14 protein-coding genes are annotated in these 12,269 nt (G+C 63.8%); 9 read left to right on the plus strand and 5 right to left on the minus strand.

What is annotated here, in order from left to right; genetic code table 11:
• The 9 genes from V8U06_RS10195 to visR all read left to right on the plus strand — a co-directional run bounded on the left by V8U06_RS10195 (nucleotide 1) and on the right by visR (nucleotide 7,856).
• The gene (locus V8U06_RS10195; protein ID WP_226920449.1) at nucleotides 1-465 is read left to right on the plus strand and encodes a chemotaxis protein CheW; all 465 of its coding nucleotides are present in this window, start codon (nucleotides 1-3) and stop codon (nucleotides 463-465) included.
• The gene (gene cheR, locus V8U06_RS10200) at nucleotides 462-1,367 is read left to right on the plus strand and encodes a protein-glutamate O-methyltransferase (protein WP_226920448.1); all 906 of its coding nucleotides are present in this window, start codon (nucleotides 462-464) and stop codon (nucleotides 1,365-1,367) included. Before V8U06_RS10195 ends, cheR begins: the two co-directional genes overlap by 4 nt.
• Nucleotides 1,364-2,419, plus strand: coding sequence for a protein-glutamate O-methylesterase CheB (cheB, locus tag V8U06_RS10205; protein WP_226920447.1), 1,056 nt, complete (start codon nucleotides 1,364-1,366; stop codon nucleotides 2,417-2,419). Before cheR ends, cheB begins: the two co-directional genes overlap by 4 nt.
• A complete protein-coding gene (locus V8U06_RS10210; protein ID WP_160786984.1) occupies nucleotides 2,419-2,808 on the plus strand; it encodes a response regulator in 390 nt (129 codons plus the stop codon). The genes cheB and V8U06_RS10210 overlap by 1 nt, the downstream gene beginning before the upstream one ends.
• Nucleotides 2,805-3,359 (plus strand): chemoreceptor glutamine deamidase CheD, encoded by a 555-nt coding sequence (cheD, locus tag V8U06_RS10215; protein ID WP_226920446.1) that lies wholly within the window; start codon nucleotides 2,805-2,807, stop codon nucleotides 3,357-3,359. The genes V8U06_RS10210 and cheD overlap by 4 nt, the downstream gene beginning before the upstream one ends.
• A 92-nt stretch (nucleotides 3,360-3,451) precedes the next feature.
• The gene (gene cheT, locus V8U06_RS10220) at nucleotides 3,452-3,841 is read left to right on the plus strand and encodes a chemotaxis protein CheT (protein ID WP_427140533.1); all 390 of its coding nucleotides are present in this window, start codon (nucleotides 3,452-3,454) and stop codon (nucleotides 3,839-3,841) included.
• 267 nt (nucleotides 3,842-4,108) lie between these two features.
• Nucleotides 4,109-5,803, plus strand: a complete 1,695-nt coding sequence (fliF, locus tag V8U06_RS10225) for a flagellar basal-body MS-ring/collar protein FliF (RefSeq protein ID WP_427140534.1) — start codon at nucleotides 4,109-4,111, stop codon at nucleotides 5,801-5,803.
• 554 nt (nucleotides 5,804-6,357) lie between these two features.
• A complete protein-coding gene (gene visN / locus V8U06_RS10230) occupies nucleotides 6,358-7,101 on the plus strand; it encodes a transcriptional regulator VisN (RefSeq protein WP_427140535.1) in 744 nt (247 codons plus the stop codon).
• Nucleotides 7,102-7,112: 11 nt separating this feature from the next.
• Complete coding sequence (gene visR, locus V8U06_RS10235; RefSeq protein ID WP_427140536.1) at nucleotides 7,113-7,856, plus strand: transcriptional regulator VisR; 744 nt, start codon at nucleotides 7,113-7,115, stop codon at nucleotides 7,854-7,856.
• A gap of 83 nt (nucleotides 7,857-7,939) precedes the next feature.
• On the opposite strand, the gene V8U06_RS10240 is transcribed toward visR, so the two are convergent.
• From V8U06_RS10240 to V8U06_RS10260, 5 genes are all read right to left on the minus strand, one after another.
• Entirely contained in the window at nucleotides 7,940-8,383 is a 444-nt protein-coding gene (locus V8U06_RS10240) for a hypothetical protein (RefSeq protein ID WP_226920441.1), read from the minus strand.
• Between the two features lie 5 nt (nucleotides 8,384-8,388).
• Nucleotides 8,389-9,471: a flagellar biosynthesis protein FlhB gene (gene flhB / locus V8U06_RS10245; RefSeq protein ID WP_226920440.1), complete on the minus strand. Its 1,083-nt coding sequence runs from the start codon at nucleotides 9,469-9,471 to the stop codon at nucleotides 8,389-8,391.
• A gap of 111 nt (nucleotides 9,472-9,582) precedes the next feature.
• Entirely contained in the window at nucleotides 9,583-10,623 is a 1,041-nt protein-coding gene (fliG, locus tag V8U06_RS10250) for a flagellar motor switch protein FliG (RefSeq protein ID WP_427140537.1), read from the minus strand.
• Between the two features lie 32 nt (nucleotides 10,624-10,655).
• Nucleotides 10,656-11,255 carry a flagellar motor switch protein FliN gene (gene fliN / locus V8U06_RS10255; protein WP_427140538.1) on the minus strand — a complete coding sequence of 200 codons (600 nt, stop codon included), beginning with the start codon at nucleotides 11,253-11,255 and terminating at the stop codon, nucleotides 10,656-10,658.
• 63 nt (nucleotides 11,256-11,318) lie between these two features.
• Entirely contained in the window at nucleotides 11,319-12,266 is a 948-nt protein-coding gene (locus tag V8U06_RS10260) for a FliM/FliN family flagellar motor switch protein (RefSeq protein WP_226920437.1), read from the minus strand.
• Nucleotides 12,267-12,269: the final 3 nt, after the last annotated feature.

A 12,269-nucleotide genomic window follows, 5' to 3' on the forward strand; every position in this document is an offset into this window, starting at 1 on the left:
ATGACGTCTGCGGTCAAGAATCTCACCCATGGACGCGAACTGATCGCCTTCAGGATCGGCGATCAGGAGTTCTGCGTGAACATCATGTCGGTCCGGGAAATCCGTGGCTGGACTCCCGCGACGTCCATGCCGCACGCGCCCTCCTATGTGCTGGGCGTGATCAACCTGCGCGGTGCGGTGCTGCCGATCGTCGACCTGTCGCTGCGGCTCGGCATGAAGCCGGCCGAGCCGACCGTGCGCCACGTCATCATCGTCGCCCAGGTCGGGCAGAAGGTGGTGGGGCTCCTGGTCGATGCGGTCTCCGACATCTTGACCGTGACCGAAGACAACATGCAGCCGACGCCCGACATCGCCAATGAGGCGGCCAAAGCCTATGCCCGCGGCATCCTCGCCATCGAGGGCCGCATGATCTGCCTGATCGAACTTGAGTCCCTGTTCCCGCATACGGAAAGCGAAGCCGCATGACCTATTCACCGGCCATCGATACGAGGCAGTCCCCGGACGAATGCCTGGCAAGCGGCGAATATCCGCTGACCCGTCGGGATCTCTCCGAGATCGCCGCCATGATCTATGCCGATGCGGGCATCTATCTCAACGAGACCAAGGCCTCGCTGGTCTATTCGCGCCTGTCGAAGCACATCCGCCAGCTCGGCCTCAAGGGCTTCCGGGAATATTGCGCGCTCGTCTCCTCGCCGGCCGGGGCTTCGGCGCGCAAGGAGATGCTGTCGCACCTGACGACAAACTTCACGCGCTTCTTCCGCGAGAACCACCATTTCGACCACCTGAAGAGCGACGTGCTGCCGGACCTGCTCGCCCGTGCCCGCAACGGCGGCCGCGTGCGCATCTGGTCGGCCGCCTGTTCGGACGGGCAGGAGCCCTATTCCATCGCGCTCACCGTGCTCTCGATGATGCCGAATGTCGCCGACTACGACTTCCGCATCCTGGCGACCGACATCGACCCGAAGATCCTCGCCATCGCCCGCGCCGGCGCCTATGACGCCAATGCGCTGGAGACGGTGAACCCGGCCATGCGCAAGCAGTTCTTCCGCGACGTGGACACGGGCGGCCGGCAGAAGTGGCAGATCGACGACCGCGTCAAGCGGCTCATCACCTTCAACGAACTGAACCTGATGGCGCAGTGGCCCTTCAAGGGGCCGTTCGACGTGATCTTCTGCCGCAACGTCGTCATCTATTTCGACGAGCCGACGCAGATGAAGATCTGGTCGCGTTTCGCCGGCATGCTCGGCGACAACGGTCACCTCTATATCGGCCATTCCGAGCGCGTCTCGGGCGAGGCGAAGAACCAGTTCGATAACATCGGCATCACAACCTATCGCTACACCGGCAAGCACAGGAGGGGCGCATGATGGCACCCGCGCGCGTACTCGTCGTCGACGATTCGCCGACCATGCGCGGCCTGATCACGGCCGTGCTCAACGCCGATCCCGATGTCAATGTCATCGGCCAGGCGGGCGATGCCATGGAAGCCCGCAACGCGATCAAGCAGCTCAATCCTGATGTCGTGACGCTGGATATCGAGATGCCGAACATGAACGGGCTCGAATTCCTCGACAAGATCATGAAGCTCCGGCCGATGCCGGTCATCATGGTCTCCACGCTCACCCATCGCGGTGCCGAGGCCTCGCTGATGGCGCTGGAAATCGGCGCCTTCGATTGCGTCGGCAAGCCGCAGCCGGGCGATGCCCGCCCCTTCGGCGACCTCGCGGAGAAGGTCAAGGCCGCTGCCCGTTCGCAGCGCCGCTTCCACGCCGAGCCGCCGCCGCTCGCGCCGACGGCTTCCAACGTCAACCCGGCCGCCAGCTACAAGCCCGGCCGCAGGGTCGTCGCCATCGGTTCGTCGACGGGCGGCGTCGAGGCGCTGATCGCCGTCCTGCAGAAATTCCCGGTCAACTGCCCGCCGACCGTCATCACGCAGCACATGCCGCCGAGCTTCACCAAGAGCTTTGCGGACCGGCTGAACCGTCTCTGCGCGCCCGTGGTGCAGGAAGCGACGGACGGGGCGCGGCTGGAGATCGGCAAGATCTATCTTGCGCCCGGCGGCGACCGGCACTTGCAGATCGCCAATCCGCACGCGCCCTGCTGCCGGCTGATCGAGCGCGACCCGGTCAACGGCCATCGCCCTTCGGTGGATGTGCTGTTCGATTCGGTGGCCGAGCTTGCCGGCCGCAACGCCGTCGGCGTCATCCTGACCGGCATGGGCCGGGACGGGGCGGCAGGCCTATTGAAAATGCGCCATGCAGGGGCGCGGACCATCGGTCAGAACGAAAAAACCTGCGTCGTATATGGAATGCCGAGAGTGGCTTTCGAGCTGGGCGCCGTCGAGCACCAGTATCCGCTCTCCTCCATAGGGGAGGAAATCTTGAAGATCACTGCGGCCCGTAGAGAAGGGAGCGAATAATGTCTATCGCTGAAAAAATCAAAGTACTCATCGTTGACGACCAGGTGACGAGCCGCCTGCTGCTGGGCGATGCCCTGCAACAGCTCGGTTTCAAGCAGATCACCGCGGCCGGCGACGGCGCGCAGGGCATGGCCATCATGGCCCAGCAGCCGCATCACCTCGTCATCTCCGACTTCAACATGCCGAAGATGGACGGCATCGAGTTCCTTCAGGCGGTTCGGTCCAACCCGAACACCAAGAAGGCGGCCTTCATCATCCTCACCGCGCAGGGCGACCGCGCGCTGGTGCAGAAGGCGGCCGCGCTCGGTGCGAACAACGTTCTCGCCAAGCCGTTCACCATCGAAAAGATGAAGGCGGCTATCGAAGCCGTGTTCGGGGCATTGAAATGATAACAGACGCCGGGACGCGCCGCGTCCATGTCATCCAGGGCGAATATAAGGTCCTCAACGACCCGAATGTGGTGCTCACCACCATTCTCGGGTCTTGTGTGGCCGCCTGCATGCGCGACCCGGTGATTGGCGTCGGCGGCATGAATCACTTCCTGCTGCCGGGCTCGGCCGAGGCTCTGGCCTCGGGGGGCGATGCCACACGCTACGGCGTGCATCTGATGGAACTTCTGATCAACGGCCTGCTCAAGCAGGGCGCCCGCCGCGACCGGCTGGAGGCGAAGATCTTCGGCGGCGCCAAGACGATCGCCCGCTTCTCCAATGTGGGCGAGCAGAACGCAATGTTCGCCCGCCAGTTCCTGATGGACGAAGGCATCCGGATCGTCGGCGAAAGCACCGGCGGCGAGCACGGGCGCAAGCTGGAATACTGGCCGTCGAGCGGCCGGGCCCGGCAATATGCCCTGACGGGCGTCGAGACGCAGAAGACGGTGGCGCTGGAACAGCGGCCCGCACCGGTCGCCAAGCCGGTCGAAAGCTCGATCGAATTCTTCTGAGGGCCGGATCGGCCCGAGGAAACGAAAGTACGTACTGTATTGCGTTGCCGGTTGCGACTGTCGCACCGCCGTACGAGTGAAAAGGGTAATCCATGCAAGCCGAGTATCTGAGTGCAGCGACCGCCATGGAGGAAGCCCTTCCGGATGTCCTGATGCGAATCGTGTCCGAGCTGCACGATGTCGCCTACCTCATGGAACGCATCGAGCCGCAGCTTGCCGCCATCCACGGCGAAGGCGCGGGTGATGCCGCCGAGCGCATGATGGTGCTGCAGGGCATCGACCTTGCCGTCCAGAAGACGCGGGGGCTCGCCGAGTTCATCGACACGATCACCGGGAGCATTCCCGAAAGCTGGGTCGTCGACGTCACGACGGCGCTGAACCTGGTGAAGCTTGCCGACATGCAGAAGGCGCTGAGCAACGGCCTGCGTCACGGCCATTCCCAGCCGCTCGGCAAGGCGGCGGGCGATTTCGAGTTCTTCTGAGCGGTTTCCCGCGGAAAATCACCCCTTCGGCGGCGCCTCATCGGCGCCGTCTTGCGTTTGTACCGCCGCTCCTGCCTGTTCGGCACGAAATGCTCGCGCAAGTTTCACGGTCTAGTTTCCAGCCCGGATCAGTCAGATCCGCGTATTCCATGGGGCAGGTCGGCGCGTGCGGAAAATGTGCCGGGTCCGTCCCACGTGATTGAAAATGCGTCTGATCGCGCCGGCATGGTAGCCGGCGTCCAGGCGACTAGTCCGTGCGGGAACAGAATGAATCTGTTGGAACAGTTGACGAAAGTCTACAGGAACCTGGCATCGCTGGGGCAGGCGAAACTCGCGATGCTGGCGGGAGCCGCCGTCGTCTCGATCGGTCTCGTGCTTGCCGCCGGGATCCTCGTGAACAAACCCGCCTACGAGACGCTTTATGTCGGTCTGGAAAAGACCGACGTGAATCAGATCAGCCTCGCCCTCGCCGAGGCCAATATCGATTTCAACACCGGAACGGACGGCTCCAGCATCGAAGTGCCGGTGGGCCAGACGGGCAAGGCGCGCCTCTATCTCGCCGAGCGCGGCCTGCCGAGCAGCGCCAATGCCGGTTACGAACTCTTCGACAAGGTCGGCTCCCTCGGCCTTACCTCCTTCATGCAGGAAGTGACGCGCGTCCGCGCTCTCGAAGGCGAAATCGCCCGCACCATCCAGCAGATCAGCGGCATCGCCGCCGCCCGCGTCCATATCGTGATGCCGGAGCGCGGCAACTTCCGCAAGGCCGAACAGGTGCCGACGGCCTCCGTCATGATCCGCGCCAGCGCGCAGGCCGGCCGCGAATCGGCCGCCGCCATTCGCCACCTCGTCGCCGCCTCCGTCCCCGGTCTCGAAGTGGACGGCGTGACGATCCTCGATTCCGCCGGCCAGCTTCTCGCCTCGGGCGATGACCCGGAGAACGGCGCGATCAACCGCTCGCTGACGGCGGTCCAGAGCGTCCAGAGCGAGATCGAACGCAACATCGAAAAGGCGCTCGCGCCCTTCCTCGGCATGGACAACTTCCGCGCCAGCGTCACCGCCGCGCTCAACACCGATACGCAGCAGATCCAGGAAACGGTCTACGATCCGGAATCGCGCGTCGAGCGCTCCGTCCGCGTCACGCGGGAAAGCCAGAAGTCCAGCCAGCAGGCCTCCAACAAGGCCGCCACCGTCGAGCAGAACATTCCGCAGGGCGGCCCTGACGGCAATGGGGACGGCCCGCAGTCGAAGGACGAGGCGGACAAGAAGGAAGAGCAGACCAACTACGAGATCAACAGCAAGACGGTCGCGACCGTCCGCAACGGCGTCGCCGTCGAAAAGCTGTCGGTCGCCGTCGTCGTCAACCGCGCCCGCGTCGCGGCCATGGTCGGCGAGCCGGTCGACCAGGCGAAGATCGACGCCTACATTGCCGACATGCAGAAGATCGTCTCCTCGGCTGCCGGCCTCAACACCGAGCGCGGCGACGTGGTCACGATCACCGCCATGGAATTCCTAGACCACCAGCTGCTCGACGAAGCGGTGCCGGGTCCGGGCGTCATGGAAGTGCTGACGCGCAACCTCGGCGGCATCATCAACGCGGCTGCCTTCCTCGGTGTCGCCTTCCTCGTGGTCTGGTTCGGCCTTCGCCCGGCAGTCCGCTCGGTCACCGGCGGCGGCGCCTCTGCCAATGCGCTGGAAAGCGATGCGGCCGGCCTGGAACTGCCCGACTTCTCCCCTGCTGCCGGCATCGGCGGCCCTGGCGCCACCCTTATGGACGGCTTCGGCGCGGACTTCGGCTTCGACAGCACGGACGACCTGCTCAATGCCGGCGACGATGGCGATGGCGCCTTCAACCGCCGCGTCAAGGAAGGCCCGGAACGCCGCCTCAGCCGCATGGTCGAGATCAGCGAGGAACGCGCTGCCAAGATCCTGCGCAAGTGGTCCGCCGAGAGGGAAGCCGCCTGAGGCTTCCCCGGAAGAAAGACACGAACGCGGCCGGAAACGGCCGCGTTTTCGTTTGCGTAAAAAGTTTTTGCCCGGCCGTTTTTGCCCTCGTTCTGTCGCATTTCCGCAACGCCCATTCGGGCGGTTTGTAGCAATTCCTTCGCATTCGGACTCGGCGCACTTCACGGCAGCGTGATCGGTGAAAAAATTTTATCGCCCCAAGAGTTGAGGACGGACTCCAGGCTCGGCAATTTTCACTGGCATTAGCGGTGGCTGTTGCTCGGAGCGGGCGCGATGCATTGCAAATAATGTTTGGTTAACAAGGATTTAACCGTGCGTTTATCGGCAGTCTCGGAGAAGCAAATCACCCCTGCCAAATCGACTCATAGATGCCGGCAAAAGTAAATCCCGAGAAGATGGCGGTGGTTTTTAGCGATAGCCGATGTACACTTTAGTCACTGATTCGCTTGGTGATTCTCGCCGATGCGGCCTGACCGGCAGGGGTTCGGACGGTTCCGATTGCCCGATGGGAAGGAGGCGTGAATTTCCGCTCGGAATCGGAACAGGGGGCTATCATGGAAACGATCCGGTCGGATGTCGCGGCCTGGGAATCCTATGGATTCTCGGCTGAGTCTGGTGAGCGTAAGAGTGCGCGTGAACTGCTGGTTCAACACCTCGGACGCTGCGCGGATCGCGCCGGGCTGTCCGCCGGTCTCAAGGCCCTGACCGATTACGTCAGCGCCTCTCATTATCTCCTCGTACGCCACGACGTCTCGCCCGAAGCGGGCCTGGAAATCGTCGTCGCCTCCGACTGGCCGTTCGATATGGTGCGCGGCATTGCCACCGCCGTCGTCGCCGGCCAGTCCCGCATGAGCGAGCTGGACAAGTGCCTGACCCTGCTGAAGCCCTGCTTCAGCCATCTCGCCGACGACGTGGCGGTGCCGAAGGGCATCAGCCGCGAATATTGCGTCATCGCCTTCCATGTCGGCCGGGTGCGCATGTCGCTGCTGCTGCTCTTCCCCGAGCACTTCATCCTTTCCCAGAGCAAGCTGCGCGATGTCGGCATCATGACCGGCTACTTCGCCAGCGTCTGCTGCCAGGGCGCGATCCTCAGGCAGGATCGCGAGATGGACCTGACCGAGCGCGAGATCGAGTGCCTCTACTGGATCGCCGAAGGCAAGACGAGCGACGAGATCGCCGTCATCCTCGGCATCTCGCGCAACACGATCAACAACTACATCACCAGCGTGATGCGCAAGACCGCGACCAAGACGCGGTCCGAGGCCATCGCCTGGGCCGTTCGCAACAGCCTGGTTTGAGGAGCGCTGCCATGGATCTCCCGCTTTCCGCCCCCGCTGCCATGGAGACGGAAATCAGGCTCGCGCGGCCGCCGAAAGCGGCCCGGGTGTCCGATTTCGTCGCGCGCCTGCAGGTAATGCAGACGATCCTCGGCGCCCAGCATTTCGCGGTGTTGCGCGTTTCGGGCCACGGCCTGCCGTCCTCGCGCCGGCTGACGCTCTCGCTGCACAACTGGGCGCACGATGTCGACGGCAACGGGCGCGCGCTGCTGGGAGCCTATGGGGCCGATCTGCTCGCCCATCTCGAAAGCTCGATGCTGCCGCTGATCTGGGAAGGTGCGGGCGACAACCAGTTCGCCGAATCGGGCGCGGAGCCCTTCACGACGCGTCTGACGCCGCATCTCTTGCCGTCGTCGGGCATGGCCTTCCCGGTCCGTCTCGGCGCGCATGGCAACGGTTACGTGGTCTTCACGGGCACCTTCATCGCGCCGTCCAGCGACCTCATCATCGACATGCACATGAAGAGCTGCCAGGTGCTGATCGACATGCTGGCGGGCGAGGAAAAGAAGCTCGCGCCGTCCGAATCGCTCAGCGAGCGCGAGATCGCCTGCCTCCAGATGGCCGGCGACGGCTGCATCTCCGAGGCGATCGCCGAGAATATGGGTCTTTCCGTCCACACGGTGAACGCCTATCTCGGCACGGCGACGACGAAGCTCGATGCGGTCAACCGCATCCAGGCCATCGCGAAGGCCATCCGTCTCGGCTATATCACGTAACGTAATCCGCAGACCCTACGGTTTGCCGATGAATGGCCGGGCAAGGCCCGGCCATTGGCGAGGGGAACGAACCCCTCGCAGCCTCAATGGGCATGCTGCGAGGCGGCGCCCGACTTCACGTAGCGTGCTTCCGCCAGGCTCTTGCGCAGGAAGGCCGTGTTGTCGTCGGGATCGGCGGCCGGGTCGTTGAAGGCGACATGCGTGACCTCCACGCCGGCCTTGTCCTTCTGCAGCATCAGCTTGGCATAGACCGTCACGCCCTGCGGGCGCAGTTCCATGTCCAGCGTCACTTCCGGCTCGGTATCCCAGTCGAGGCGATAGTCGCCGCCGGCGCCGAAATTGACCGTGCCGGGCAGGAAATAGAGTTCGGCCGCGGAGGAAACCAGGTCGGCCAGGTTGCCGTAGCACTCGAAACGCAACAACGAGACGAGATCGGCGGCATCGAGCAGTCTGAGCTCAGTGGCGACCGGGCAGATTGCTTCGGCAACAATCTTCTCGCGCTCGGCGGAGTAGGTGCATTTTCTCATCGGATCTAGTTTACCCGTCTGGTCTGGGGCGAGGCTGCATATACCCGGTGAATCAGCTCCGCCACGGCCTTGTAGAACACCGGTGGAATGACACTATCCACCGAGACTTGCGCAAACATTGAGCGTGCGAGCGGCGGATCCTCGAAGACGGGAATTCCGCTCTCCTCCGCGATCTCGCGGATGCGCAGCGCGATGAGGTCCTGCCCCTTGGCGACGACCACGGGCGCGTCGCCCTCTTCGCGCACATAACGCAGCGCGACGGCAAAGTGAGTCGGGTTGGCGATGACGAGCGTGGCGCGCGGCACGTCCGCCATCATGCGGCGGCGGATGCGGTCGCGCTGGATGGAGCGCATGCGCGCCTTGACCAGCGGGTCGCCCTGCGCCTGCTTCATTTCCTCCTTCACCTCCTGCTTCGTCATCATCAGTTCGGAGAACCAGTGATGCCGCGTCCAGGCGAAGTCGAGCCCGGCTATGAGCGCGGTGGCGAAGAGGATGATGAGGAGCACCTTGTTGATATCGGAACTCATCATGTACATGAGCGCCGCAGGTTCGGAGAACATGGTGTCGAGCGAGGCGAAGTAGTTGCTGCGCAGCGACAGCGCCACGACCAGCGAGACCAGCAGGATCTTGATCAGCGACTTGCCGAATTCGACGAGGCCGGGCTTGCCGAAGAGGCGGCCGAGGCCCTTGATCGGGCTCAGGCGGCTCATCTGCGGGCGCACCCGCTCCAGGATCGGGCTCGGCATGTTCTGGAACACCGAGGAAGCGATGCCGAAGGCCATCATCATGACGAGGATCGGCAGCAGCAATGCGCCGGCCTCCCAGCCGAGATGGCGAAAGATCGCGATGACGTCGGTGCCGGTCTTCAGGTTCCAGGCCTCGGGCTGTTCGAAGAAGTCGCGCAGCGTCTCGTTCATCCGCGAAATGCCGTCGGGCAGGAAGAACACGAGGAAGAGATAGATCGCGAGCGTCGAGGCGAAGATCGTGATTTCGCGCGAGAAGGGGGTATTGCCCTTCTCCATCGCGTCGCGAAGCTTCTTCTCTGTCGGGAGCTCTGTTTTACTGTCCTTGTCGTCGTCGTCCGACACGTCACGCCTCCCGGCTTCGCGCAGAAGCCAAAACAAAACGGCCCGAACCCCATGTCAGGAGATTCGGGCCGCTGGTACGCTCCGCTTGCGGCGTTACCGTGTCAAGGCGGATCAGGCTGCCTGGGCTTCCTGTTCCTTCTCCTTCAACTGGATTTGTCCGGCGGCGGCCAGGCGAATGGCTTCCTGCGTGATCGAGCGGCGGGCGATCGCCACTTCGCGCGGGTTGACGCCCTGGTCGCCGGCGGCGAGGTCCGACTCGATCATGCGGCGCTGGCGCGCGCCGATCGAGGAGAGGACCGATTCGCGCAGTTCCATCGACGCGCCGCGCAGGGCCGCCGTGATGATGTCGCCGGAAACGTCGTTGAAGAGCGAAACGCGGCTGCGCTGCGGCATGTAGAGCACGTCCTCGAAGAGGAAGATCTTCGGGCGGACCTTCTTGACCGACTCGGTCGAGACCGTTTCGAGCGAGGCGAGCATTTCGTCGACCTGCGACTTTTCCAGCTCGTTCATGAGGTCGGCGACCTTGTTCGAACCGACCGAATTGCGTTCCGCATCCAGCGCGTTGATCATCTCGATGACGCGGGCCTCGACGATCGCGGTCGCCTTGGGGCTCGCGTCCTTGAGGTTGACGGTACGGTTGATGATGTCGGCGCGGTGATCTTCCGGAATCTCGAGCAGCACCTTCGCACCGAAGGACGAGGGCATCATCGAGAGGATGTAGGCGATGGTCTGCGGGTGTTCGTTCAGCAGGAACCTGGCGACGAAGATCGGGTCTGCGTCCTGCAGGCGGTCCCAGATGGTCGTCTCGAAGGCCTGGAAGGCGGCGCGGCGGCCGAGCAGGCCGTCCACTTCGTCCGGCGTCAGGCCTTCCTCGAGAATGCCTTCCATCATCTTGGCATTGTCCATCAGGCCCGCACCCTCGGTGAAGAGGTCCTCGAACTCGTTGACGAGATCGATCAATTCGTGCGGCGGGATGGCGCGCAGGTTCTGCGCAGCGGCGATGATCGCCTGCAACTCGCTCTGGGTGAAATATTTCAGCAGCTTGCCGGCGACACCCTTGCCCATGGCGAGAAGGACGGCTGCTGCCTTCTCAACCGGCGAAAGCGGTGCTCCGACCGCCGTGGATGTGCCGAAATTCTCGAAATCCATCATGGATTATCATCCCCCTGAACCCTCACCGGGTATCAGATCTTGCGTGTACTCTTGACTTCGATGAGCTTGACCCCGAAGCGGGTGTCGTCGTTTTCCAGAACGGTGATCTCGCCGCGGCCGATCACCCGGCCGTTGACCATGACTTCGACCGGTTCGCCGATGCGGCGGTCGAGCGCGATGGTGGCGCCTTCGCTGAGGTTCATCAGGCTTGAGACCTGCATCTGCGAGGACCCCAGAACGATCTGCAGATCGATCGGGATATCCATGATGAGGTCCATGTTGGACTGCATGGCGCTGCCCGGACGCGGGGCCTCGCCGAGATCGGCGGAAAAATCGGTGCCGGCGCCGCCGCCGAAATCACCGCCGCCGAAGTCGGACCCGCCGAAGCCGGTGTCCGCGCCGAAATCCGACGTGGCGGCGCTGCCGCCGAAATCGGTATTGCCGAAGTCGGACCCGCCGAAAGCGGCCAGCGGGTCGTCGTCGATCGTCGCCGGAAGATCGGCGCCGAGCGAGCCGGTAGCATCCTTCTGAAGAACGCCGCGCAGGTCGTCGATCGCCTGCTCCAGTTCCTGGTCGCCCGCGTTGATGGAGGACATGATGTCGTCAGCGATGGGTGTTTTCTTCGGTGCCATAAGACCACTATTCCATTTGAAACTTGCCTGAGGCGTGCCGCCCCGCAGGCTTCATGCGCAAAACTATCCGATGATGTGCTGGAGGAGCTCTTCCTCCGAGCCGTAGGTATCCTTGACGCGAACCGTGTAGCGGGCGCCGGAGCGGCCGAATTCGCAGACATAGAGGTTGCGGCCGTTCGCGTTCACTTCCACGCGCACGTCACCGGCCTCGTTGAAGGGAATGACGTCGCCGGCCTGCAGGCGGCTGATCGTGTCGAGCGTCTGGGCTTCGAGGCGGATGCGCGCCTCCAGCGTCACCTTGGAGCGACGCACCTGCTCGCCGAGCTGCTCGCTCCATTCGACCCGGGTCTTCGGCGCGTTGGCCGGCTTCGGTGCCGTGATGGTCGATTTCAGGAGAACGGCCTGGGGAATGACGACGTGGAAGGTCGAGAGCACGGGGCCGATGCCGACCGCCATGTTGACCATTGCGACGAACTGCTCGTCGCTGCCGTCGTCGTGGGGCTTGCGGATTTCCGCATTGTGCGCCGCGCCGAGATAGGGCTCATAGCCGTTCGCGCCGTTGACGGCCGTCTTCAGCACGCCGGAAATGCGGTCGAACATCATGGCCGCAAGGTCGAGCTCGATCTTGGAGAGCGGCCGCGGTTCGGGATCCTCGATCGAATCGCTGACCGCGCCGAGCATGTTCTCGACGAGCGTGATGATCATCGGGCTGTCGCAGATCAGCGTGAAGCGCTCGCACCAGTCGCGAAGGGACGCGTCGCAGCAGGCCATGGCGCCGCCGAGGCCCGAGACGAGCGTGCCGTAGGTGCCGGTCGTGAAACCGGCATAGGAGACCGCGACCTCGAAGCCGAGTTCGCTTTCCAGCATGTCGGGCAGGAATTCGGAGAACACGTCGCCGAGGCTGGCGCAGAGCTTGGAGATAGTCGCCTGGTCGCCGAGCCTGCCCGTGAGGCGGGCAAGCACGATGGGATCCATGGGGGCGGGGGCGGAGGTCACGGTCGCTGCGCTCATCTC

Origin of the sequence: Shinella sp. G-2, assembly GCF_050172695.1 — a bacterium.
GTDB lineage: Bacteria > Pseudomonadota > Alphaproteobacteria > Rhizobiales > Rhizobiaceae > Shinella.